Origin of the sequence: Mycobacterium sp. SMC-2, assembly GCF_025263485.1 — a bacterium.
Lineage (GTDB): Bacteria > Actinomycetota > Actinomycetes > Mycobacteriales > Mycobacteriaceae > Mycobacterium.
Window position 1 is genome coordinate 3,330,817 of sequence record NZ_CP079863.1, and the last position, 24,702, is coordinate 3,355,518.

Consider the following 24,702-nt stretch of genomic DNA (forward strand, 5'->3'; position numbering starts at 1 on the left):
CTGTCCCGGAGTTGTCCGGGACAGGTGTCCGCGGATTGGCTAGTCGGGCAGCTCGAGCCGGTCGATCGCCTCGGTTCGTTTGCCGTCGACGACCTGGGTGTAGATGGCGGTGGTGTTGAGGTTGGCGTGCCGCAGCAGGGTTTGCGCTGTCCGCAGATCGGTCCCGTCAGCCACGAGTTTTGTGCCGTACCAGTGGCGCAGTTGGTGCGCGGTGCCGCCGGGGATGCCGGCGCGTTGCATCGCCATTTGGATCACCTCGGACACCGACCGGCGTTCGATCGGCTGCCCCGGGCGACGGGAGTTACCCATGAACCACCAGCCGCGCCGCGGCATCGATTCGGCGGCTTGGACCAGCAGCGGGTGCAGCGGCAACGTCTCGGTGCGATTGCCCTTACCTGTGACCCGCAAGGTCCGGGCTTGCAGGTCGATGTCTTCGCCGCGGATCTTGGCGATCTCGTGGACCCGTAGACCGGCCAGCGCGGCCAACAGGATCATGACGCGGGTCTTGCGGCGCATGCGGGTGGCCAGCAGGGCGCGCAGCTGGGCGTCTGAGACCGGGCGTGGCGTGGACTTGGGCATCTTCGGGCGCGGCAACCGGGCCGTGACATTCACCCCGCCGTTGTCGCCCCACCAGCGGTAGAAACAGCTGATCGAGCTGAAGTAGGCCGACCGGGACCACTGCTTAAGGTTCGGGCGCCCCAGGAACCGCGAAACATCAAGTGCGGTCATGGTTTCCACGGTTTTGCCGGTGAACCGCTCAAGATGCCGCAACGTCCCGATGGTGTCGTTGACGTAGCGGTCGGAGCGGCCGGCACCCCGCATGTGGATCTCCCATGCCTCGAGCGGCGGCAAGTCGCTGTCGCCGTCGTCGTCGCGGACCAGCCGCAGCACCGCGGTCACTGTGCGCTCTCCAATTTTTCGGCAGCCGCTAGCAATTCGGCCGCTTGTCGACGCAATTCATCGACAGTGACCTCGGGCTGGGCCGCACTTTTGGCAGGGTCGCGCTGAGCGGCGGGGGCCACGCCGAACGGGTCGAGCAGTTGAATCCCTTTGGCGCGCTGCTCATCTGCTACCGCCGTGTATATCGCCGTGGAAGTGAGGTTCTGGTGACGCATCAACGTCTGCACAGTGCGCAAATCGACCCCGGCCTTGACCAGCGCGGTACCGAACCAATGCCGCAACTGATGCGCTGAACCACTGATCCCCGCCCGGATCATCGCCTCCTTAACCGTCCCGCACACCGATTCACGCCGCTGGTGGCCACGGTCAGCGCCGGGGAACCACCACCCGCGCCGCGGCATCCGATAAGCGTGCTCGACGACCAGGTGATGCAGCGGCAGCGTCGCGGTCACCCCACCCTTTCCCGTGACAACCAGCGTGCGATCCACAAGATCTAGGTGCTCGCCCTTGACCTTCGCGATCTCGTGGGCCCGCAAACCCTGCAACGCCGCCAGCAACACCATCGCTCGGGTCCGGCGATGCAAGCGCAGCCGCAGCAATCGGCGCATCTCGCTATCCGATATCGGCCGCGGCTCGCTGCGCGGGCGCCGCGGTTTGCCGACCTTGTCCATCGGGTTGGGCACCCGATACTCCTGCTCCTCAAGCCACGAGAACCAGGCGACCAACGACGCGTGGTACGTCCAACGGGTACGCAGCGACCAATCGCCTCCGTGAGCAAGCCAGCGGGTGATCTGGTCGGTCCGAAGTGTTTCGGGATGATCCGCGCCGACCCACTGCGCGCACCGCATCACCGTGGCCGTGCGTTCAGCGACAGTCCGGGCCGACAACGACTGTGCGTACTGCCACGTCTGCCATTCGATGACGCGGTCGGGCAACTCGGCAACCAGTGCTGGCGAGTAGGCCGCCGCGGCGACCCGCAGTGCGGCGCTCATATCGCGGTAATCCTGACCGCTGTCGGCCCCGGTCGAATTTTGAGCAGTTTCTTCCGGTCGAAAACTGAGCAGGTTTGTTTACGGGGTTGAGTCTGCCTGACGGTCGGCTTCGACGGAGGGCAGGGACTCGATTGCGGTGTGTTTGATGCGGTAGCTGGCCCCTTTGAGGGCGATGACGTCGGCGTGGTGCACGATGCGGTCGATCATCGCTGAGGCGATGGTGGCCTCGCCGAAGACCTGGCCCCACCGGGAAAACGGCAGGTTAGAGGTCAAGATGATCGAGGATTTCTCGTATCGGGTGGACACCAGTTGGAAGAACAGGTTGGCCGCTTCGGTGTCGAAGGGTATGTAGCCGACTTCATCGATGACGATCAGCCCGATGCGCGAGATTTTGCGCAGCTCGGAATCGAGGCGCCCGATGCGGTGGGCTTCGGCCAGCCGGGTGACCCAGCCGGTGGCCGCCGCGAAGGCGACCCGGTGCCCGGCCTGGGCGGCTGCGATCGTTAACGCGGTCGCCAAGTGTGTTTTGCCGGTGCCCGGTGGTCCTAGCAGCACGATGTTGCGGGCTTCGGCCAGCCAGCCGCCGGCTTCTAGGCGGGCGATCTGTGCGCGGTCGACGTGGGGTTGGGCGGTGAAGTCGAAGTCGTTGATCGTTTTGATCGCCGGGAACCCCGCATAGCGGATGCGTTGCCGGGCACCAGATTCGGCCCGGGCATTGGATTCCACGGCTAGCACGGCAGCCAGGTAGTCCTCGAGTGACCAGCCCGCAGCGCGGCCTTGTTCGGCCAGCCGCCCGTAGTGGGCGGCGATCCGCGGGGCTTTGAGCAGCCGGGATTGGTGGGCGATCAGCTTGTCCGCCTCCCCGGGAACGGGAGCGCGTTTGGTGGCCATCAGGCGACCTCCCCGGTCCCAAACAGCGCGTCATAGGCCCCTAGATCGGCGACTTGGACCTCCACGTCCATGTGAGCACCCGCCGTCGGGCGGTCCCGGAAGTTCTCCCGCATGATCGCCGCCGCGGCCAGATGCTCAGGATCACCAACCAATCCCGCGGTGCCCCAGAGCCGTTGGTGGTCAGCGACCACCCGCTCACCACAGCGGGCCATCACCCGATCCAGCGATACGGACACGGTGATCATCCGACCGATCGCCTCGGGATGCACCGAATAGGCGTTGCCGCCGATGCTGACGTAGTAGTCGCGACCCAGCCGCGTGGTGATCATGGTGCCGGTGGCCGGGGCCACCGGCGGCAGCGCGGCCATCGCCTGCAGATCGGTGCCCAGCGCCTGGGCGGGGATCATCGTGGTCGTAGCGTGCCGGCGTGGGTTGGCCACCTGCGCCAGCCACTGCGCGAGCTGGGTGTTGAAGTCCGCAGGCGAGCAAAACCGCCGACCCGGCAGAAACGACGACCTCAAATAGCCGTTGACCCGCTCGACGAGCCCCTTGGTCTCCGGATCATAGGGGCGGGCCTGGATGAGCCGGGTGCCCAAGACTCCGCAGAACCCGGCCACCCCGTCGGCAAGCCGACCGCGTTGACCAATCCCGGCCTCGTTGTCCCACAACAATGTTCGCGGCACCGCGCCGATGCACCCCGAGAGCAGCTGCCACATGCCGCCCAGCAGATCCCCGGTGACCCGCGACGGGATCATCATCGCGGCGATAAACCGCGAGTAGGCGGCCACCATCACCAATACGGGAAACGATCGCAGCACTCCGGCATGGTCGGGCACCACCCGGCCGGGCAGCCACAGATCGCACTGCACCTGCTCACCGGGCAGATGCACCAGCCGGTCGCACGGATCAGCCGGGGCGTACTCCGGGCGAATCCGGGCAACGTTTTCCCCAAACCACGAGTGCCCACCCGTCCAACCCACTCGCTCGGCGATCACCGTCGCCGGCATCCTCGGATACGCGCTGAGCACCGCTCGCACGGCTGGCTCGAACTGCGCCCACGCCGAGGTCGTCACCGGCGCCCGCTCATAGCGCGGCGGACTATCCGAACCCAGCGCCTTGGCCACAGTGTTGCGTGACAGACCCAGCCGTCGGGCGATCGCAGCCTGCGACAACTTCTCCGACCGATACAGCCGGCGGATCTCAGCCCAATCCTCCACAGTGATCACTCTCCAATCGAAGGGTGCTCACTTTTCGACCGGAATCACCTGCTCACTTTTCGACCGGAACCGACAGACCGCGTCGTCCAAGCTGTCGAACACTTTGCCGCAATGCACGCAGCGGGGCCGAATACCGCGCCACAGGTTAGCAAGCGACTCCCGGATCCACGCTTTCTTGTGCTGCCCGCACACAATGGCCTGCTCGCACCCGTGCAGATCAATCCGCCACCGCGCAGCACGCGGACACGTGCCCCCGGACAAGGTCCGCATCTCGCAGTGCGGCCAATCGCCGAACACAGCCACGATCGCATCAAAAGCGGCATCGTGGACTGGCTCAACTGCCTTCTGTGGGGCAGCTGTCATGGTCATCGCCGGGCCTCGATCTCATCCGCGGCAGCCACCAACGCTGCGGCCAACTGCCGCACCGCCTCGGGCTCCAACATCTCCTCATCAGTACCCGGTCGCGTGTCGACGGTCACCCACCGCCGGCAAGTGCCGTTGGAGCGCTGCAGACCGTGCACCCGGACCGTGATCACCTGGACCTGCGCGGCGATACCCTCGAACAACTGCGGAGTATCTGACCTGTGCAAAAGCCGCTTGTCGTCGTCGTGAACTTCGGTGGCATCGGGCGGGGCAGAGATGATGAGCCGCACGCTGGGGGCGTCGTCGAGCGGTGTGGTGGCCGCGTTGTCGGTTTGCATTTGGCGGTATCTCCTCTTCTCGGGGTCGGGGGAGAGGCCGCGTTGCCGAACATCAGCAAACAGCTATGTACGCCAATTGTTACGCCAATTAGCGCATGTTCGCCGGGGTTCGCCGATGTAGGAAAATGGTCTCCACCACGCAAAACCGAACATACGCGAACATGGACGCACGTAGAAAACATATCTGGGGGTCAAGTGGTCGCAGGTTCAAATCCTGTCAGCCCGACCAACAAGAACAGGTTTACTGAGGTTCTATCGGTAAGCCCAATACCCATGCTGCCCGACGACCACTGTGGCCACGAGGGTGGCTCCGATGTAGCGCTTTCAGCAGCAGGATTGCGTCGCCGCGTCCCAGTATTTGCTTATTTCTGCCCGCGGTGAAGCGAATCTGGTCGCCGCGCCTATTGCTGATCGAAGCGTCGCTTGCCGAGCCAGGCCCGGTAGGCGCTATAGCCCATCAACACGGCGAGACCTCCAGTACCGACCAGGCCCAGCATCGTGCCATTGGTGCAGACATTCAGCACGAACAGGGCCAAGGACAGCACAGACATCACCGCGTAGAACGCGGCGAGGTACCGGGGGTTCGTCTTCACGCGCGCATTCTCCCCTGTCGGTGGGGTGTCTGGATTGAGCATGCCAGTCATCGTCCAGTATGTGCTGTTCGCGGCATCAAGGGAGGCACTTGTCGGCAGCGTCCAGGCCGTCAGCGACCGCTACCGTACCGGCAGCGATTTGACCGAGCGCGACGGGAATCCCCGCGAGGGTCAGACTCTCAGGGACTGCGGTCAAGATCCCGACCATGCCGACTGGGGGTTCCAGGATTGCTTTCGTCGCGTCGTACGGGCTGCATGGAGGTTTTGCGGGCGCAGCAGCGGCCGGACCAACGACCGTGGGGTTCGGCAGTGGGGTTGTCGAGGGGCTCGGCAGCGGGGATGCCGGCGGGCCAGGCTTAGGCGCTGGGGGAGCCGCGATGCTCTGTTGGTACTGCGGAAGAAACCCGCCGGGCTGGGACGGTGGCGGCGGCGTCCCGTCAGGGGTGTCCCACGGCGCAAATGGCGGTGGATTGGTGGCGTTGTCCTGTGTGAAGTCAACCAACTGGACGCCGCCGTGTTGCCCGTCGGCAACGGCAGGGGTTACGTGTCCGTTCCGGCCGCCATTCGGCGAGCCTTGCCCGTTCTGGCTGCCGCCTTTTGTCGCGGAGTTTTGCCCACCACGTGGGTTCGCAAAGCTGACGTTGCCGACATCGCCTGCGGTGGCGGTCAATTGACCCGCAACCTTGGCGTCAGCACCCTCTAGCGCTGCGGCGCGCGACCAGATTTCACTGGCCAGCTGTTCGGCTTGGGCTTGGCGAGCGGCCTGCTCTGCCGGGGTGCCGCCGCGTTCGGTGTAGGAAACCGAAAGGTCTTCTCCGACATCGAATCCCGCATTTTGGGCGTCCTCGACGGCGTACAACGCCCGGTGTTGGGCCGCGCTGATGTCGCTCGCGCCGTTACGCGCAATCCCTGCTGCCTGGCGCAACTGATCGGCTTTGCCGCTCACGGTGGATAGATCGGCACTCGTGCGCTGCCGCAACGCATCGCCCCCAGCGCCTTGCCAGGTGATGGACTGGGACTGGCTCCGCATGGTTAAGAAAACGTCTTCCCACTGGTCGGCGGTCTTGCTCCAATAGGTGGCGGCATTGACCAAAGGCTCGGTGCTCCACGCCCGTATCTCCGACAAGGTGACGGCCATCTAGACCACCGTCACCTGCGTAATGTTGGACATGTCGGTGGCGTTGGTCGCCTCTTGGCTGCCGTACCCTCCGGTAGCGCTGACCACCCCACCCTTCGTTGATTGAGTACGGGCGGCCAATGATGCGGCGGCAGCGCCGATGGCGGCGTTAAGACTGTTCACCGCTGCCGTGGTGGGTTGGAACGGCTGCCCTGGCGAAGGTGGCGCGAGCACGGTCAGCTGCGCACCGAGCCCTTGCCATCCGCTGGCCGTGGCTCCCAGCTCGGCCAGAGCGACTTGTAGTCCATTCGATCCCACCAGCCGAGTTTAGGTCCGTAGCTGAACCGGCGGTCTTCACCCCGCCCGGGGCGGGGTCGCTTCTGGCGGCCTCGGAATTGGATACCGACGAGGCACTGTCCATTGAGCTGCAGAGGTTTCCGACGAACCCGAGTAACTACGATTTTTCAGGCGGTATTCGAGTAACCCGGGTCATGAGGCCCGTCTCACCATCGACGTACACGATGAAGATGGAGCCATCTTTTCCGCGGTAGACGAGCTGTCCATGAGAGGTGTCAAAGCTCGAACTAACTTGGGTCAATTCGTGTTCTTCTACCCCGTATCGCCCCTTAATTGCCTCCCCGGCTGTGCGCTGTGCCTGCAGTTCAATCATCTGTATCACTTCATGACCCACGGGCTCGGCACCAAAACGCTTGGCCAGCTTTTGTACACCAGCCCACACGGCACCGGCGTACACTGCATTTCTCGCCACGGTGAGAAGATCATCCACGCCGGTCAGATGAACCACGAAATCAACAAACTGCGATGTGATGCCGCCACCACCGACGCCACCACCAACACCACCACCAACACCACCACCACCACCGCCGAGGCCGGGGCGCAACTTTTCTTCGATTACGGGCGCCACACCCGAGGAACCCACAAGATCGACGGCAAGCTCTTTGACTGCGGCACGCTGCTCTTCTACATCCTGATTGGCAAAAAGAAGGAGGCCCACCGTCTCTACAGTTTCGCCCTCGGCCGTTCTGATCTCGAACACAATGCTGTTCACCGGAGACGTGCCTTTCGCTGTGGTGCACCAGATAGACCGGAATATAGCCGCGCACACCGACAAGTCGGGTTCCCCGCGCGGCGAGCCTTCGCAGCTGGAACCACAAGCAAATGTCCGACGGCCGTGAGAACACGCGGCCTGTCGGGGCTTGCTACTTGCCGCGTAGGGCGATGATCTCCGTCTCAAGCTTCTTGATGGCCTGGTAGAGGACGCGGGTCATGGCGTCATGGCCACCGGACCAGTGGCGCGCTTGGTCCCACACTTCGGCCGATACCGGCAGATGGTCGGGGCGCTCCTCGTGAAACGGGTGTTTGGGCATGGTTTCCAGCGTAGGCCGGGCAGCCCATCAGCCTACAGTCCAAGCAACTACATCTGCGTGCCGTATCCGCACGATTTCGCTGGTCTGCTGCTGGCCTGGCATCGTCAGCGGCTGGACGATGAGATGCACATATTCGGGGTCCGGCGCCGAGGCAACGGCGCCGGTATCTCCCGACTCCTCGCCAAGTTGATTCGTTGCCCAGCGCGGACCGGTGGGGCGTTATGGATTTCCCCCGGCGGGTCGGCCGTCGTGTTACGTCAGGAGAAGGTGTGTCCAGCCGCGCACACGTGGCTTCCGGAGTGACCCTTGTTATTCCGGCATGTGGCGCTGCATGTCTTTCCTTTCACTTTCTTTGGACAATGGTTGGAGCAGTAACCTTCCGTGTCTTTGGTGCTCTCGGTTTCCTCGTGGGTGGGTGCCATCAGGATTACTCCCTTCGTGAGCCTGTGCTATTCGCGCGCTTGCCCGCCTCGTTAATGTCACTGATTCTGTAGACGACCCGCCAAATCGCTGGCATGCCGTGTGCGGACGTGTGGGCAGCTCGGGTCTACCTGGCGGGGTCAGCCGTCGTTTTCCGTCACCAGGTGTGTCCTTTCAAGGCGCACAGATGGCTTCCGGAGTGACCCTTATCATTGCGGCATGTGCTTCTGCACTGCTTTCCGTTCACCGTCTTTGGACAATGCTCTGGGCAGAAACCAGGCAGATCTTTGGCGCTCCCCGCTTCCTCGCCGGTAGGTGCCATTGCGGTTACTCCCTTCCTACCTAGACGAAGTTCCCGACTGCCAATTTATGCGCGCCAGTTCGGTCCAGCTAGTGCCAAAAGTCATCTTCACACCTCGGCCATGCGACCACGCAGCATTGCAGGAATTGAAGCCGCACCAACTTTGGCAATCCCCAGAACCGTCTGTACGGCCGGGTGCCGCGACCCGAACAGGGAAGAGGCTCCGCCCGCGCGATCGGCACGCAAGGACCGCCGTCCGCACACTGCAGCGTAACCGCGATGACATCCGCTGCGGGCCAACGACCTTCGTGCCGGCTTGATTAACTGACCTGCTCTACATCGATGACCTTACCTTCAGCAGTCGCCCCGACCACCTCCACGGAGACTTGCGCGTAGCGCGTGTCAGTCTCCTCTATCCAACTGATATCCAATTCGGTCAAGACTTGAGCTGTGGGCGCCTCGGGGCGTGTGACAACAAGTTCCAGCATCAGGATCGTCGGGTTGAAGCCCTGAGGTTCACGTCGCTGCAGCGCGGCCTTCCAACCCGCTGTAGGAAAGCAGCATTTCCCGGTAACGTGAAGCGTCGGCGCTCCACCTGGCATTCGGTCATGCCATGCCTTCCATTGACCGCAAAGCTCCATCGCGATCTGCCTTTCATAGTCGTTGATTCGGTGGCCTGCATACCTAAACGTCGCACGGCGGCCGCTGAGTTGAGGGACGGAATCAGGTATCGTGCCTGCTTCTTGGTTGCTCAACCAGCCGGGGTGGCCGGGCGGAGAATGTCAAATTTGTCGGCGGCGGCTGAAAATTGACCCCCTGGCGGCAGGTGAAAATTGACCCCCTGCCGGGGTGGTTGGTGATTATTCCTCAGTGGTGGCCGCTGCGGTAGGTGTGCGGCCGAGGTCGCGGTCTTTGAGTCGGTAGCTGTCTCCTTTGAGGGTGATGACTTCGGCGTGGTGGACGAGGCGGTCGATCATGGCGGCGGCCACGACGTCGTCGCCGAACACCTCGCCCCAGCGGCCGAAGGCTTTGTTGGAGGTGACGATCAGGCTGGCGCGCTCGTAGCGGGCCGAGACCAGTTGGAAGAACAGGTTGGCCGCCTCGGGTTCAAACGGGATGTAGCCGACTTCATCGATCACGATGAGCGGGTAGCGCCCGAGGCGGGTCAGTTCGGCGTGGATGCGTCCGGCGTGATGCGCTTCGGCGAGTCGGGCGACCCATTCGGCGGCGGTGGCGAACAGGACGCGGTGGCCGGCCTGACAGGCCCGTATCGCCAGCCCAATGGCCAGGTGGGTCTTGCCGGTGCCCGGTGGGCCGAGGAACACGACGTTGTCGCGGGCGGTGACGAAGTCCAGCGTGCCCAGATGCGCGATGGTGTCGCGTTTGAGTCCGCGAGCATGGTCGAAGTCGAACTCCTCCAGAGACTTTCGTGCCGGGAAGCGTGCCGCTCGGATACGTCCCTCGCCGCCGTGGGATTCGCGAGCAGAGACTTCACGTTGCAGGCACGCCGCCAAATATTCCTCGTGGGTCCAGTTCTGGGCCCGGGCCCGTTCGGCCAACCGGGCAATCGAGTCCCGCAGGGTGGGTGCCTTGAGTGCACGGGTCAGATACGCCAACTCGGTGGTCACGTCCCGCCCGGCAGTGGTGGTTTTGGTGGTGGCCATCAGGCGGCCCCGCCGTCAAGATCCACCCCGAACGCGGTGTCGTAGGACGACAGGTCTCGCACCGGCACCTCAGAGGCGAGCGGGGGTGGTGGGATCTGGATGCGTCTGCGCCGCAACACCTTCCCCACCTCCACGTGCACCGGATCGGAGATCGTCTGATGGGTGGCCCAGATCCGGTCGTGCTCGGCGACGGTCTGCCCGTCGCAGAACGCTTGCACCCGATCCAAGTCCGCCCGGACCAGGACCCGGCGACCGACCGCGCTCGGGTGCACCGAGTAGTCGTTGCTGTCCAGACGGATGTAGTGTGTCGCTTGCCAGGGTGATGGGACCACCGTTTTGCCATGAGCATGGGACCGGTTGTTTCCGGTTGCTGGCCGTGGGGTGATGGTGACTGATGACCTGGCTGCTGGTCAATTCGGCTGGTCCGAATTGACCGGCTTTCGAGGACGGGGTTTCTGGCGTTGCCGGTAGGACTCGCCCTCGACGACGAGTTCGTAGGCCGCGGATTGGAGCCGGTCCATCGCCGACTGGGCCAGGAGTGGGTCGGCCATCATGGTGAGGATCTCCGGTGGTTCGCGGTTGCTGGTGATGACCGTTGATGCGGTGCGGTGGCGTTCCACGATGAGCTCGTAGAAGTCATTGGTCTCGGTGGCCTCAAGCCGGTGCAACGCGAGGTCATCGATGATGAGCAGCTCGACGCGGTGTAGTTTGCGCATCTCGTCTTCATAGCTGCCGTCTAGCCGTGCTCCGCGGAGGCGTTTGAACAGTTTGTCGGCGCGTTCGGTATGCACGCTGTGGTGACGTCGCACGGCGATGTGGCCTAATGCGTTGGCCAGGAACGTTTTTCCGACTCCGACCGGTCCCATGATGAGCACGTTGTAGGCGTCGGCCAGAAACCGCAGCGAGGTCAACTCTGCCCATAGTTGGCGGTCGTAGCTGACCGCGGCGGTGTCATCCCAGGCCTGCAGCTGCATCTGCGGATCCAATTGTGCTGTCTTGGCGCGGCGGGCGGCGGACTCGCGGTCGCGGCGGGTGACCTCATCGGCTAGCAGCATTTCCAGGAAGTCGTGGTGTGGCAGCCGATTCGATCGTGCCAGCGCGAGCCGTTCGGGCAGGGTGTCGAGCAGGCGGCCGAGCTTGAGGCGGCGCATCAGCGCTTTGAGGTCTGCAGACACCTCGATCGGCTTGACCGCGGGGGTGGCATCGGGGCGGCGGGTTGTGCTCATGAGGGCCTGCGCACCGCGAAGTCGGTGGCCGCGCGGACGAACCGCGACGCCTGCGGCGGGTTCGGGATCAGCGGCAGCTGTGCGCCGGCACCGCGGGTAAGCATGCGCTCGATCAGCCCGACGTCGATGACCTCGGCGTCCAGCGCGCGCTGGCAGGCGTCATCGACCGCGTCGGCGCCGTGGCGGCGCACCAGTCCCAGGAGTCGGTAGACCTGGCGCATCTTGGTCCACGGCAGCGGATGCTCCAGCACCGCCGCCGCGTAGGCGCCGACATGCTGCCCGTGTGCGGATGCCTTGCGCTGCAAGGTGTTGATATCTCGCATCGCATAGACCGACACCTCGGCCGGTAGATCAGCGGGGTCGGTATGGCGGCGTCCTGGCGCCATGACCGGATGGACCTTGATCAGCTCACCGCGCCAATACAGCTTCACCGTGCGCGCATCCACCCGGGCATCCAGCCGGCGCCCAATCAGCTCACCGGGAACGCTGTAGAGCGCCTTGGCGACCTGCACGTGCCGATCGGGAGCCACCTTGGGCCGGCTCCAGGTCGGGATGTCGAACACCTCGTCGGGTGCCGGTTTGAGGTGGGGTAGCTCGTCGGTGGCGAATACCTCGGCCGGGCGCAGCCGAGTGGTGCCGTGTATCCGCATCCCCGCCACCTGCCCACACCACTGCTCGGCTCGTGCCCGGCAGTCACTCAGATTCCGAAAGTCTTCTCCAGCAAAGAAATTCGACCGAACATATTGGACACAGCGCTCAACCCTAGGCTTGTCGCGCGGGCTGCGGATGCGGGTGGGGTCCACGACGAAGCCCCGCGCCTGAGCGTATTCGCGGAAGGCGTCATTAAGTTTCGGATCGGTCGCATCAGCCTTGTCGACGATGGCCTTCATGTTGTCGGGGATCGCCACCGCGAACACCCCGCCGAAGAATGCCCACGCGGCCTCAAACCCGGCGATCACCTCGTGAAGCGTCTGCCGGTAGGTCGGCCAGACGAACATGTGCCGCGAATACACCGCAGTGAAGATCAACCCCTGCACTACCCGCCGGCGGCCATCCGCGGCATCAGTGAGCATTCCGAGCCGACCGAAATCGACCTGCAGTTCAGCACCGGGCTCGCAATCGGCCACCGGCACCGTGGCCTGCCGAATCCCGAACCCCAATTCCGTTGTGGCATAGCGATGCAACGTTCGATACGACACCACCACGCCCCGACGCCCAAGCAGCGTGTGCACCTTCGTCAGAGTCAAGTCTTGCTTCAGCCACGCCTTGATCTGCTCGTGCTGGGCGGCGATGGTCTCCCAGGCCTGGCTCTTGCCGTTGGGCCGACTCGGCCGCACGCCGGCGATCACCGCCGCCAACAGCTCGTCGGTCAACTGACACCCGTCGCCGTCACGGTCCAGCCCGCACGCGCGGGCGCGGTCCACATACCGGCGCACCGTTTTGCGGTCCGTGCCCGATAACCGGGCCACCTCGCGCAACCCATGACCCTGCAGCCACAACCGCAGCATCTCCCTGACTTCGATCACCGACACCTCCCGGTAGCTCATTCGGCCAATACAGCGGCCGAGCAACCGGAAGCCCCCAACGCCACGCCGGGGTGGTCCCATAACTGGCAAAACAGCTAGCCAGATGGTCCCATCACTGGCAATCGGGTGGTCCCATGCTCATGGCAAAACCGGCGCCGAGCTGGTCCCTTATTCCTGGCAGCCGACATGTAGTGATCCCGGGGCAGCCGCAGCGACGAGCACCAGCCGACCGTCGGCGCCACAGGCGGCAGCGCGAGCATCGCGGCCCGATCCGCGGTAATCCGATCCGTCGGGGCGCAGCCCAGGGCGCGACGGGTGCGGGTGTTGGCCACGGTCAGCCAGTCAGTCATCTGGGTGTTGAAATCCGCCGGTGAGGCGAACGCCCGGCCCGGCAGAAAGGAGCGCTCCAGATAGTCATGGGAGCGTTCGATAAGCCCTTTGGCTTCCGGGTCGGCGGGCCGGCAGACGATGACCTTGGTGGCCAGCACCCCGCGGAATGCCTGGCATTCCTTGGTCAGTTCGACCCGCCCACCCCGCCAGCGTCCGATCGCGCCTTCACCGTCCCAAACCAGTGCTCGCGGCACCGCGCCGAGCCGGCTGATCAGTTCCCACCAGCCGGCGAACAGATCCTCGGCCCGCCGCGACGGGAGCAGCATGGCCAGCAGCCAGCGGGAGTAGGCGCTGATCATGGTCAACACCGGCAGCCGGGTCGCGGTGCGGGTTTGACCGAACCCGACCGGAATCTCGACGTCGGGAAACCACAGATCACACTGGGCGATCTCCCCGGCCACGTAGGCCGTGCGTGAGGCCGGGTCCGGCGGCAGATAGACCGGCCGCAGCTCGGCCACCCGCGACGAGAGCACCCGGATGGAACGCTGCCAGCCGATCCGCTCGGCGATCACCGTGGCCGGCATCGTCGGATAGACCTGAAGCAGTTCACGGATGCGTGGTTCGACTTCGTCGACGATCGAACCGCGTGGCGGCCGTTCGTACTTCGGCGGTTCATCATCAGCCAGCGCCGACTTCACGGTGTTCTTCGAGATCTTCAACGCCCGCGCGATCACCTTGATCGGCAGGCCCTCGGCCCGGCGCAAGCGGCGGATCTCAGCCCAATCTTCCACAGACAACATTCCCTTCTGGTCCTCCTGGCTCGACTAGAGCCAGGCCACCGGACCAGGGGGTCAATTTTCAGTTGCCGCGCCGGGGTCACAATTCACGTGCCGCGGACAAAATTGCTTTTGCCCAGCATCGTCGGGTGCCCCGTGGGGCCGTGAGTCTTGATTTGATGAACTCCGCGCAGACCAGTTTGGGTCGACAGCAGCGTTCCCAGCGAGCGGTAATCAGTGCACGGTAACGTTCGCTTCGAAGCGACGCGCTGCTTCTCCAACGGTGTTCGGCTCGGGCCCGATTTCTTCCACTGTGATGGTGGTGGTTCCAGTCTTTAACGCCTCGAACGTCCAGACCTCGGTGCCCGGAGCGCCGATCAGGCCGCCTTGTGGGGGTACAAATTCGCAACTCTTCTGCTGCACCACGGTAGCGTCAGCGATTTGTGCGTCTGTCCAGCTGTAACCAGTGCTGCCGGGATTCGAATCTAAGCTCAGTCTCAGCACCTCGCCAATCCCCAAGGCAACGTCACTTGTGGTCGATTGCCCCTCCGTCACATGCGGAGAAAGTTCGACAATATTCGTCGTCGATCCGGGTTTGTCCATCAGATTCCTCCTTTGTGGTCTTGACTGACAGAATGAATACGCGTCAGCGCATGCTGGAAGACTGCGCTTAGACGCATATCACGGCTAGGGCCGTTGGTCCCATCCATTCGCCGCGGTTGCTGCGAGCAAGCAGCGAGGTCGATTCGACGCCGACGAAGCCGATTTTGGCAGCACGCCGTGCGACATCGCATGATCTCGGGTAGCAGGACGGTGGGATCACCTGGTGAATAGCCCTTTAACGCAGTCGATCTCATGGGTGCGCGCATGGATCCGATCGGTATTCGATGTCATTTGGATACGTTCGTCAGCCGAGTTCTCTGTGGGGCAGCCACAGGCTCCGACTACGAATGCCGTTGGCTTTTGTGCAAAGAGAGATGTTCAACTTTCTTCATCTCCGCTGGAAGATGGGAAGTAAGCCGTTGTGCTGCCGCCAGCAATTCCGCGTTCCCTGAGGCCACCCCCTTGCCCTTCAGGCCACCATGATGACTCGTCAAGCGTTTTGCGAAGGCGAACCAGCGCTTGGCGGGCTTGAGCCAGATGCCGCGCGCGGTCGATGTTGGCCTGAGCCAAATCGCAGCCGCAGTAGAGGCATTCCCCATCCACCGCATCCGAATACTGCCCGCAATCGGGACACAGTGTGAGTTTGCGCGGCACAGGTCGCTCGGAGCGATCCCGCGTGTCGGGCCGAGACCAGGGCGGCGGGACCTCAACCTGACCGGGACCGCGACCATCCGCGGGTTCGAGGATCAAAATAAATTCGCCCATGTCAAACGGCTCGCCTAGCGGTGCGCTGACCCGTTGCACCCGCTCGCGTAAACCTTGCTGCTGAAGCATGAGTGCCCGGTGGTGGCAGTACGGATTGTTGCCAGGCCGGCCCAGGAAGGAATGACCTACCCAAGTACACCCAGCCAGGCAGTCGGCCGCGTACACACACGTGCGACAGAATCCCCAGAGATCATCCACGGTCCGGGTGCGTAAATATCGTGCCCCGTCGTGTTGCCAGAGTTGTTCGATTGGCAGTTCGCGCACATTACCGGCGGCGTAGCCGTCGCGTGGCAGCGACGGGCACGCTTTGAGCGTGCCATCCGATTCCAGACCCATGCCGTTACGACCGGCGTTGCATCCGGTCCAATGCATGCGGGCATCGCCGCCGTGTCGTAGCAGCGCCTCGTCGGGTCCGAAGTAACCCATCGTGTTTCCGGGCATGATGGCCAGGCCGCGGGGTTGACCGGCGCGGGCCAGCGTGGCCAGCCGCGGCACCAGGTCGAGCAGTTCATACGGTTGCAGCAGCAGAGCCGGGTCGTCGGCTGCCCGACCCATGGCCACGTTGATGCCGACCTGCCAGGTGGATACACCGGCTTGAATGAGCCGCTCGAACATTTCCTCCAGGCGCGGTAATGATCGCGGCGTCACGGTCGTGTTCACCGTCGTCTGCAATCCGCGTTCACGGCATAGCGTCAGAAGGCGCCACGCTGATATGGCGGATCGCGGGACGCCGCGCAGCTCGTTGTGCACATCATCGGGCCCATCGATCGATATCCCGACGGAGCGCAGACCGGCGCCGATTGCGGCGTCGAGAACGCGTGGGTGAAGCCCAAGGCCACCGGTCTGCAGCGTGGCGAGGATTCCGTGCTCGGAGATCGCGCGAACCACCTCGACCCAATCACGCCGCAGATACGCTTCTCCACCTATCAGCGTGATCTCCCGGGTGCCTAGCGCCGCGAGTTGACCGATCACATCGCGGCATTCGTCTAATGTGAGCTCGCCACTGCGCTTCGCTGCCGCCCGAGAACCGCAGTGACCGCACCGCTGATTGCAGGCCAACGTCAGCTCCCACACCACATAGACGGGACGGGCGGCCGTCCAGTCCTGCGCGCTCGGCAACCGTGTCGGTTGCGTCACCGGTCAGTCCTTCAGATTCGCCAGCGCATCATCGAGTTCCGCCAAGGCTGCACGCACATCGGCGACATGGCTGGCGTCGAGCCGGCGGGCTTGTCCGATCTCAGGATGCGCATCGAGCGCTTCCAACGCATTCCGGACGACATCAGCCTCGGCTCGCATCTCGTTAATATCGCCACGCTGAGTGAGATCGCGAAGCGGCATACCATAGCGCATCTGGATCGTGCCCGCCGGATCCGCAGTGAAAAGCCGGGCATCAAAAAGTGGCACCACCGCCGTACCGTGGGCCCCACCCGCCGTCAAATACCAAAGGTTTGCTTGAGGGTACTCGATCAGATTGACATTGTCCGTCGATGTTCCCTGAAGATCGACAACCCACAGGACTCGGTCATGGCCCTGGGGATCAAGGGCTTTCATCGCCGTCGCCGTCGCGTCCTGGCGGATAACGGCCATCTTGGTGCATTCGCCGTGGTCTCCCCATCTGTCCAGAGTGCAGGTGTTGGGGTCCAGAGTGAGCTTGCCTTTCATGTGGCCCGCCTCTGATTCGTCGAGCCGAAGCGAGATGATGTGCGCGCCAATTACTGGCGCTTGCATGTACGTGGACACCAGGTCCAATTGTCGTGATTCCCCCATGATCTCCTCCTTCTAGGTGGTAGAACCATCCGCCGCAGCATGGAGCTCCGACACAGACGTCTCGACTCACTGCACGAAGTGAGCCTCCGCGTCGGTGGACCTTGGGCCTAGGGCCGTTGGTCCTTGACTTTGGGGAGGGCGCACGCACCAGGAGGCACACGGTCTAGTGCTGGACCTGCTGCGCCTGAGGTTGCCACCTGGGTGGACAACGAGTGGGTAGTATTCGCATATTTCCCGACCGTCTTGCGCCCACCATCGGCACGTCAAGCGGATCGCGCAGACAAATTCGCACTATGTGACTCGACGGTTGGCGGTTGGCGCGAAGTTGTCACAACTGTCGGTTCCGGTCGAAAAGTGAGCAGGTGATTCCGGTCGAAAAGTGAGCACCCTTCGATTGGAGAGTGATCACTGTGGAGGATTGGGCTGAGATCCGCCGGCTGTATCGGTCGGAGAAGTTGTCGCAGGCTGCGATCGCCCGACGGCTGGGTCTGTCACGCAACACTGTGGCCAAGGCGCTGGGTTCGGATAGTCCGCCGCGCTATGAGCGGGCGCCGGTGACGACCTCGGCGTGGGCGCAGTTCGAGCCAGCCGTGCGAGCGGTGCTCAGCGCGTATCCGAGGATGCCGGCGACGGTGATCGCCGAGCGAGTGGGTTGGACGGGTGGGCACTCGTGGTTTGGGGAAAACGTTGCCCGGATTCGCCCGGAGTACGCCCCGGCTGATCCGTGCGACCGGCTGGTGCATCTGCCCGGTGAGCAGGTGCAGTGCGATCTGTGGCTGCCCGGCCGGGTGGTGCCCGACCATGCCGGAGTGCTGCGATCGTTTCCCGTATTGGTGATGGTGGCCGCCTACTCGCGGTTTATCGCCGCGATGATGATCCCGTCGCGGGTCACCGGGGATCTGCTGGGCGGCATGTGGCAGCTGCTCTCGGGGTGCATCGGCGCGGTGCCGCGAACATTGTTGTGGGACAACGAGGCCGGGATTGGTCAACGCGGTCGGCTTGCCGACGGGGTGGCCGGGTTCTGCGGAGTCTTGGGCACCCGGCTCATCCAGGCCCGCCCCTATGATCCGGAGACCAAGGGGCTCGTCGAGCGGGTCAACGGCTATTTGAGGTCGTCGTTTCTGCCGGGTCGGCGGTTTTGCTCGCCTGCGGACTTCAACACCCAGCTCGCGCAGTGGCTGGCGCAGGTGGCCAACCCACGCCGGCACGCTACGACCACGATGATCCCCGCCCAGGCGCTGGGCACCGATCTGCAGGCGATGGCCGCGCTGCCGCCGGTGGCCCCGGCCACCGGCACCATGATCACCACGCGGCTGGGTCGCGACTACTACGTCAGCATCGGCGGCAACGCCTATTCGGTGCATCCCGAGGCGATCGGTCGGATGATCACCGTGTCCGTATCGCTGGATCGGGTGATGGCCCGCTGTGGTGAGCGGGTGGTCGCTGACCACCAACGGCTCTGGGGCACCGCGGGATTGGTTGGTGATCCTGAGCATCTGGCCGCGGCGGCGATCATGCGGGAGAACTTCCGGGACCGCCCGACGGCGGGTGCTCACATGGACGTGGAGGTCCAAGTCGCCGATCTAGGGGCCTATGACGCGCTGTTTGGGACCGGGGAGGTCGCCTGATGGCCACCAAACGCGCTCCCGTTCCCGGGGAGGCGGACAAGCTGATCGCCCACCAATCCCGGCTGCTCAAAGCCCCGCGGATCGCCGCCCACTACGGGCGGCTGGCCGAACAAGGCCGCGCTGCGGGCTGGTCACTCGAGGACTACCTGGCTGCCGTGCTAGCCGTGGAATCCAATGCCCGGGCCGAATCTGGTGCCCGGCAACGCATCCGCTATGCGGGGTTCCCGGCGATCAAAACGATCAACGACTTCGACTTCACCGCCCAACCCCACGTCGACCGCGCACAGATCGCCCGCCTAGAAGCCGGCGGCTGGCTGGCCGAAGCCCGCAACATCGTGCTGCTAGGACCACCGGGCACCGGCAAAACACACTTGGCGACCGCGTTAACGATCGCAGCCGCCCAGGCCGGGCACCGGGTCGCCTTCGCGGCGGCCACCGGCTGGGTCACCCGGCTGGCCGAAGCCCACCGCATCGGGCGCCTCGATTCCGAGCTGCGCAAAATCTCGCGCATCGGGCTGATCGTCATCGATGAAGTCGGCTACATACCCTTCGACACCGAAGCGGCCAACCTGTTCTTCCAACTGGTGTCCACCCGATACGAGAAATCCTCGATCATCTTGACCTCTAACCTGCCGTTTTCCCGGTGGGGCCAGGTCTTCGGCGAGGCCACCATCGCCTCAGCGATGATCGACCGCATCGTGCACCACGCCGACGTCATCGCCCTCAAAGGGGCCAGCTACCGCATCAAACACACCGCAATCGAGTCCCTGCCCTCCGTCGAAGCCGACCGTCAGGCAGACTCAACCCCGTAAACAAACCTGCTCAGTTTTCGACCGGAAGAAACTGCTCAAAATTCGACCGGGGCCGACAACAACTAGGGAATTAGGTGAGTCGACTGGGACGCCTCGAGACGATCTCAGCTGTCAGACTACTTCCAGAGCCATTGCACCACACTGAAACTCAGTCAGTGTATAACTTGAGATAGTGGCCGCAGGTTCAACCCTTTCACGTTTTGAGGCACTTTTCAGGAGTACGGGAGGTGCCTTCTTCGTCCCAGGGCGGGTCCCGCGGGGTAGGACTACGCGGTGATTAACAAGTAGAAGTTGGTTCGGGAGGTTACGGCCGCCCGACCAATAATCTTCACCCTGGTCAGGGATGGTGGTGAGCTTCTAGCCACCACAAGGCAATTATCGGCGTGCTGGTTGAAAGCCCGTCCCGCCGGAATCCACATTGGAGTTGCCGCGCGTCAGGGTGCGGCCGCGGAAGAAGCCCGGGGCTATCGCCCACCAGAGCAGCATCACGATCGCTCCGAGCAGCAGCGCGCCGATACCGACTGCCGCGACCGCGCCGAATCCGAGGATCGTGACGTTGTTGCCATCGCGGTCGGTCAGCCATTCGGGCTTGGCGTACTGGACGAGCCCGTAGACGAGAACGATCAGCAGGCCCACGCCGCCCAGCAACGGGACCACGCCGCGCATCACAAAATTCCGCACCGACCCGGTGAGGGTATTGCGGTAGTACCACGCGCACGCAAGCCCGGTAAGCCCGTAATAGAAAGCGATCATCAACCCGACCGATCCGACCAGCGCGGCCAGCAGGTTCGCGCTGATGAGCGTGAACAGGACGTAGAAAAGGGCGGACACCACGCCGACCGCGATGGTGGATGTGGTCGGCGTGAGGTAGCGGGAGTGAGTCTTCGCGAAGGAGTCAGGCAGCGCCTTGTGCACGCCCATCGACAGGGCGGTGCGCGCGGTCTGCAAGATCGTCGTCTGCGTCGACGCGAGGGCAGACGTCAGGATCGACGCCGCCAGCAACAGCAGTGCAACCCGCCGGGGGGCACCGCTGCCGAACAATTCCGGACCGATCGATGCAAAAACGTCTTTCGAGTTGCGCGGGTTGCCCAGCCCGATGCCCTGCGTCCCGACGCCGGCGAACGCGACGGCCGACACGGCCACCAGGGCATAGGTGGCCAAAAGCAGGAAAGTCGAGACGATGGCGGCGCGGCCCGGCGTGCGGCTGGGGTCGTCGGACTCCTCGTTGCATGCCAGGGCGGTGTCCCAGCCCCAATACATGAAGATGGCCATGAGAACCGCTGGGGCGGTGGACGTCCCGAAATCCAGATCGCCCGGCCAGAACCAGGACAGCGACGGACGCAGCGAAAAGGCTTGGGCACCACCAGTATACGTTTTGACCAGCGCGATCACCGAAAAGCCAATCAGCACCACGATTTGAATGGACAGCAGGGCGTACAGCAGTCCGGCCGAGATTTCGATGCCGCGATAGCAGACATAGGTCATCATCACGATCCAGAAGACGCCCACGATGGTCGACCAGAACGTGCTGGTGGTCAGGTCCGCGACCGAATGCCAACCGAGTCCGCCGGCGAACCGGAACGAGTATGCCCCGGCGATCTCGACGAGATTGGCCATCACGATCACTTGCGCGGCGATGATGCCCCAGCCGCCGAGCCATCCGAGGAAGGGTCCAAATGCGCGCGACGCCCATGTGAACGTGGTTCCGCAGTCCGGTTCGGCCTTGTTCAGTTCCTGGTAGGCGATGGCGATCAAGTACATCGGGATGAATGAAATGAGAACGATGGCCGGGGCTTTGACGCCGGCGAGCTGCCCGCCGCCACTGGCCACGATGAGACCCAGCGTCGCGGCAAGGCTGTAGGCGGGCGCCATGGACGCCAGGCCGACAACGACGCTGGAGAGCAGGCCGAGTGCGCCGCCCCTGAGACCTTTGCTCTTGACGGTGGTCACCCCGGTATGGCTGTCCTGACCGGTTGGAGCCTCGCCCTCGTTCATCGCACCGCTCTGCTTGATCGCCAGAAACCGCGCTAACGAGACTACGGTGTGCGGGGGGCGTCGTGCTTGTTACCGGTCTCGCGGTGCTGTTTCCGTCGCAGTCAGTGCCCGAAAAGTCGTGGTTTGGGAATCGCACGTGTTGGGTACACGGCGCCATGACCGCACGTCACATCCCCCGTTTCCTTGCTTCCGCGGTGGCCGCGGTGTCGGGCGTTAGCGCTTCGGTCCTCGCTTGTGCAATCCCGTTTGCCTCCGCCGATCCGTGTCCGGACGTCCAGGTGGTGTTCGCCCGCGGCACCGATGACCCGCCCGGTCTTGGTTCGACTGGACAGACATTCGTCGACTCCCTGCGCCCGCGCGTTGGCGGTAAGTCGCTCGACGTATATCCGGTCAACTATCCCGCTACCCACGACTGGACGAACGCGGGCGAGGAGGGTATTCGTGACGCGAGCGCGCATGTCGTATCGATGGCCCACGACTGCCCCAACACCAAGATGGTGCTCGGCGGCTATTCCCAGGGTGCGGCCGTGATGGGTTTTGTCACCTCGGCTGCCGTACCGGCTGGCATCGATCCGGCGACCGTGCCCAAGCCGATGGACCCCGAGGTGGCCAACCACGTTTCCTCGGTCGTGCTCTTCTCCCTGCCGAGCGAGAAGGCGATGAACTTCTTCGGCGAGCCGCCGGTCGTCATCGGTCCGCTATACCAGGCCAAGACAATTCAGGTATGCGCGCCCGGGGACCCGATCTGCTCCGACGGGATGAATTTCGCCGCCCACGACACGTACTCGAGCAACACGGCAATGATCGACCAGGGTGCGGCGTTTGCGGCCAGTCGTCTTGGTGAAGGTCCCGCGGGGCCCGCGGGCCTTGGCGCGCCGACGACCGCTGTCGGGTTCCCGCCTCCAAACGAAGGCTCTGCCGGTTAATCTCGGCGCCGCCGCGGTTTTCGGTGCGCACCGCGCGCAAGCTCGGCCACCGCTATCGTGCGCTTTCTTCTATGGACGTACTCGTAGGCTTACGCTACGTCGGATCACGGATATGGCTGCAACACTGCAGAATTCAGGATTCGAGATTGTGAGACAACGTCGACTTGAACATTTGCGATTCCGCACCACGTGGTGTCATCGCGAGTGGCGCGGTGAGCTGGCCATGTCCCAGGTCGCGCCCGACCGACTCGCACTCGACACACAACGCTGTTGGTCGCGGCCAGCCGGTCCTGTCATGAAGGAGTAGCTTGCACAGTGGGCTGTCGGGCGACGCCCTCAAGGGCCGAAGGATGATGACCGTCATGGACGCTGAACTAGGACGCTGGCTGGCCGCCGGAGAGTACTTCGACTACCTTGGCTTCGACATCTTCTACCGAGTGGAGGGCAGCGGCCCGCCACTGCTGCTGATCCACGGTTATCCCTTCAATTCCTTTGACTGGGTGCGGATCTGGCCCACGCTGACCGAACGGTTCACCGTCATCGCACCGGACATGATCGGCATGGGGTTCTCCGAGAAGCCGGTGGCCTACGAGTACTCGGTGGGAGACCACGCCGACATGCACGAAGCGCTGTTGGCGCACCTCAACGTCCGCAATGCGCACATCCTGGCCCACGACATAGGTGATTCCGTGGGCCAAGAAATGTTGGCTCGTCATGAATTCGGTCAGCAAACCTACGGCGCGCTGCAAATCGACTCGATCACCTGGCTCAACGGTGGCATGTTCATCGAGGCATACAAACCGAGAACGGCGCAGAAGCTGATGTCGGCCACCCCATTGGGCGACATCTTCAGTCGCGTGCAGGACAGTCCGTTGTCCCGGCGACTGCTGGAGCCGACGCTGCGCGAGATGTTCGGCCCGAATACCAAGCCGACCCGGCACATGATGGACGTGTTCAACCAGATCTTGGACTACAACGACGGCCGCCGGGTCCTGCACAAGGTCGGCCGGTTCATCAACGATCGCTACACGCACCGAAACCGGTGGGTGCGTGCCATGCGGCAGACCTCGGTGCCGATGCGGTTGATCGACGGGCCGGTCGACCCCAACTCCGGTGCCCACATGGCGCGCCGCTACGCCGAGGTGATTCCCGAACCCAATGTGGTGATGCTCGCCGACGACATCGGGCACTGGCCACAACTCGAGGCGCCCGAAGCGGTGTTGACGCACTTCCTGGCCCACATCGACCGCATCGCCGCCGGCTGAGCCGTTGTTTGGGGGATCAGCGCGGTGGGCTAGCCGTGATGCGGCGGTCGCTCGTCGTGGAGCCGGCCCTCGTCCGACGCCGCGCGCATCTGCTCCTCGTCGCCGAACCTCTCCAAGTCCTCGGGGGTGATGCGCGCCTGCGCCGGCTTCGGTGCGGCCGGTGGCGGGTTCGAAGGTTCGGTGGGCATGAGGCGATTATCCGTGGCCGGGCCTACGGCTCAAAGGCCGGAAGGACGGTGCCGGAGTCGCGAATCTCCCAGATGCTGTTTTTGGTGATGCCATCGAAGTTGATCTTGTTCAACGTTGCTCGCGAATACGTGAGGTCGATGGCGACGTGAGTGGAGGTGTTGCCGTACGGGTCGGTCATCGGGAAGGTGCCCTGCACGTTCACCGCGGATGCGTCAGGATACGTCGCTCTTGCGTACCTGAGAATGTCGATGGTGTCCAACCGGGCGCCGTCTTTGATCATCTGCTCGGTGTAATTGTCACGAATGGCGAATCGCGCGTCGACCACGTCGCCGTTCGGGCCCGGGACAACGGTGAAGGTGACTCCGTCCGGCTTCTTGGGGCCGGCCGGTGTCGAGGGTGCCGCCTCGGTCGATTGCGGCGGTCCCGCCGTGGCCGAACTGCTCGATGGGCTCGATGGGCTGTCCTTCTTCGGGTCGAAGACCCAACTTTTGCCGAGGATGACGAGGAGAGCGAGGGCGCACAGCGCCGCCAGGGCCAGGGCCGGTTTTCCGGGGGTGCCGTTCTTCGGCGGGTCTGTGGAGAACGCCCATTCGGTGGTCCAGTTGGTGCCGTCGAAGTACCGTTGCAGCCCGTGGCCCACCCCGGCGGGATCGGGATACCAGCCCGGCGCCGACTTTGGCGGGGGCGGCGCCTGCTCAGATGCCATCTAT

23 protein-coding genes and 3 pseudogenes are annotated in these 24,702 nt (G+C 63.9%); 4 read left to right on the forward strand and 22 right to left on the reverse strand.

Annotated features, from left to right (window positions below; translation table 11 throughout):
• Positions 1–39: 39 nt before the first annotated feature.
• From KXD96_RS15655 to KXD96_RS15745, 19 genes and pseudogenes are all read right to left on the reverse strand, one after another.
• Positions 40–900, reverse strand: coding sequence for a tyrosine-type recombinase/integrase (locus KXD96_RS15655; protein ID WP_260737068.1), 861 nt, complete (start codon positions 898–900; stop codon positions 40–42).
• Positions 897–1,892, reverse strand: coding sequence for a site-specific integrase (locus tag KXD96_RS15660; protein WP_260737070.1), 996 nt, complete (start codon positions 1,890–1,892; stop codon positions 897–899). Before KXD96_RS15660 ends, KXD96_RS15655 begins: the two co-directional genes overlap by 4 nt.
• Positions 1,893–1,970: 78 nt before the next feature.
• Positions 1,971–2,783, reverse strand: coding sequence for an IS21-like element ISMyma9 family helper ATPase IstB (gene istB / locus KXD96_RS15665; protein WP_225601307.1), 813 nt, complete (start codon positions 2,781–2,783; stop codon positions 1,971–1,973).
• Complete coding sequence (istA, locus tag KXD96_RS15670; RefSeq protein ID WP_225601309.1) at positions 2,783–4,000, reverse strand: IS21 family transposase; 1,218 nt, start codon at positions 3,998–4,000, stop codon at positions 2,783–2,785. Before istA (KXD96_RS15670) ends, istB (KXD96_RS15665) begins: the two co-directional genes overlap by 1 nt.
• Before the next feature lie 365 nt (positions 4,001–4,365).
• Positions 4,366–4,701, reverse strand: a complete 336-nt coding sequence (locus KXD96_RS15675; protein WP_260737073.1) for a hypothetical protein — start codon at positions 4,699–4,701, stop codon at positions 4,366–4,368.
• Between the two features lie 401 nt (positions 4,702–5,102).
• The gene (locus tag KXD96_RS15680; RefSeq protein WP_260737077.1) at positions 5,103–5,294 is read right to left on the reverse strand and encodes a hypothetical protein; all 192 of its coding nucleotides are present in this window, start codon (positions 5,292–5,294) and stop codon (positions 5,103–5,105) included.
• 76 nt (positions 5,295–5,370) lie between these two features.
• A complete protein-coding gene (locus tag KXD96_RS15685) occupies positions 5,371–6,432 on the reverse strand; it encodes a hypothetical protein (protein WP_260737080.1) in 1,062 nt (353 codons plus the stop codon).
• A complete protein-coding gene (locus KXD96_RS15690) occupies positions 6,433–6,729 on the reverse strand; it encodes a hypothetical protein (protein ID WP_260737082.1) in 297 nt (98 codons plus the stop codon).
• Between the two features lie 136 nt (positions 6,730–6,865).
• Positions 6,866–7,480, reverse strand: a complete 615-nt coding sequence (locus KXD96_RS15695) for a hypothetical protein (RefSeq protein WP_260737085.1) — start codon at positions 7,478–7,480, stop codon at positions 6,866–6,868.
• A gap of 151 nt (positions 7,481–7,631) precedes the next feature.
• Positions 7,632–7,799: a hypothetical protein gene (locus KXD96_RS15700; protein ID WP_260737087.1), complete on the reverse strand. Its 168-nt coding sequence runs from the start codon at positions 7,797–7,799 to the stop codon at positions 7,632–7,634.
• A gap of 1,041 nt (positions 7,800–8,840) precedes the next feature.
• Positions 8,841–9,275, reverse strand: coding sequence for a hypothetical protein (locus KXD96_RS15705; protein ID WP_260737089.1), 435 nt, complete (start codon positions 9,273–9,275; stop codon positions 8,841–8,843).
• A 105-nt stretch (positions 9,276–9,380) separates the two neighbouring features.
• Positions 9,381–10,184, reverse strand: coding sequence for an IS21-like element helper ATPase IstB (gene istB, locus KXD96_RS15710; protein ID WP_260736539.1), 804 nt, complete (start codon positions 10,182–10,184; stop codon positions 9,381–9,383).
• Positions 10,184–10,489: pseudogene (locus tag KXD96_RS15715) on the reverse strand (Mu transposase domain-containing protein); the annotation flags it as partial. The gene istB (KXD96_RS15710) and the pseudogene KXD96_RS15715, both read right to left, overlap by 1 nt.
• Positions 10,490–10,594: 105 nt before the next feature.
• Positions 10,595–11,410, reverse strand: coding sequence for an IS21-like element helper ATPase IstB (gene istB, locus KXD96_RS15720; RefSeq protein ID WP_260737101.1), 816 nt, complete (start codon positions 11,408–11,410; stop codon positions 10,595–10,597).
• Positions 11,407–12,957 carry an IS21 family transposase gene (gene istA / locus KXD96_RS15725; RefSeq protein ID WP_260737107.1) on the reverse strand — a complete coding sequence of 517 codons (1,551 nt, stop codon included), beginning with the start codon at positions 12,955–12,957 and terminating at the stop codon, positions 11,407–11,409. Before istA (KXD96_RS15725) ends, istB (KXD96_RS15720) begins: the two co-directional genes overlap by 4 nt.
• 149 nt (positions 12,958–13,106) lie before the next feature.
• Positions 13,107–14,066: pseudogene (istA, locus tag KXD96_RS15730) on the reverse strand (IS21 family transposase); the annotation flags it as partial.
• Between the two features lie 210 nt (positions 14,067–14,276).
• Complete coding sequence (locus tag KXD96_RS15735; protein WP_260737108.1) at positions 14,277–14,645, reverse strand: protease inhibitor I42 family protein; 369 nt, start codon at positions 14,643–14,645, stop codon at positions 14,277–14,279.
• A gap of 378 nt (positions 14,646–15,023) precedes the next feature.
• Positions 15,024–16,547, reverse strand: coding sequence for a radical SAM/SPASM domain-containing protein (locus KXD96_RS15740; RefSeq protein WP_260737109.1), 1,524 nt, complete (start codon positions 16,545–16,547; stop codon positions 15,024–15,026).
• A 3-nt stretch (positions 16,548–16,550) separates the two neighbouring features.
• Entirely contained in the window at positions 16,551–17,177 is a 627-nt protein-coding gene (locus tag KXD96_RS15745; protein WP_260737110.1) for a hypothetical protein, read from the reverse strand.
• 410 nt (positions 17,178–17,587) lie between these two features.
• Here KXD96_RS15745 and istA (KXD96_RS15750) point away from each other — a divergent pair, with 410 nt between their 5' ends.
• Entirely contained in the window at positions 17,588–18,805 is a 1,218-nt protein-coding gene (istA, locus tag KXD96_RS15750) for an IS21 family transposase (protein WP_225601309.1), read from the forward strand.
• A complete protein-coding gene (istB, locus tag KXD96_RS15755; RefSeq protein ID WP_225601307.1) occupies positions 18,805–19,617 on the forward strand; it encodes an IS21-like element ISMyma9 family helper ATPase IstB in 813 nt (270 codons plus the stop codon). Before istA (KXD96_RS15750) ends, istB (KXD96_RS15755) begins: the two co-directional genes overlap by 1 nt.
• Positions 19,618–20,031: 414 nt before the next feature.
• Here istB (KXD96_RS15755) and KXD96_RS15760 read toward each other — a convergent pair.
• Positions 20,032–21,612, reverse strand: a pseudogene (locus tag KXD96_RS15760) (APC family permease); the annotation flags it as partial.
• Positions 21,613–21,767: 155 nt separating this feature from the next.
• Here KXD96_RS15760 and KXD96_RS15765 point away from each other — a divergent pair.
• Positions 21,768–22,538, forward strand: a complete 771-nt coding sequence (locus KXD96_RS15765) for a cutinase family protein (protein WP_260737116.1) — start codon at positions 21,768–21,770, stop codon at positions 22,536–22,538.
• A gap of 362 nt (positions 22,539–22,900) precedes the next feature.
• Entirely contained in the window at positions 22,901–23,803 is a 903-nt protein-coding gene (locus KXD96_RS15770; protein ID WP_260737118.1) for an alpha/beta fold hydrolase, read from the forward strand.
• A 29-nt stretch (positions 23,804–23,832) separates the two neighbouring features.
• On the opposite strand, the gene KXD96_RS15775 is transcribed toward KXD96_RS15770, so the two are convergent.
• Together KXD96_RS15775 and KXD96_RS15780 are read right to left on the reverse strand one after the other, a co-directional pair.
• On the reverse strand, positions 23,833–23,991 hold the full coding sequence (locus KXD96_RS15775) for a hypothetical protein (RefSeq protein ID WP_260737120.1): 159 nt from the start codon (positions 23,989–23,991) through the stop codon (positions 23,833–23,835).
• A gap of 23 nt (positions 23,992–24,014) precedes the next feature.
• Positions 24,015–24,698 carry a DUF2510 domain-containing protein gene (locus tag KXD96_RS15780; RefSeq protein WP_260737122.1) on the reverse strand — a complete coding sequence of 228 codons (684 nt, stop codon included), beginning with the start codon at positions 24,696–24,698 and terminating at the stop codon, positions 24,015–24,017.
• Between the last annotated feature and the right edge of the window lie 4 nt (positions 24,699–24,702).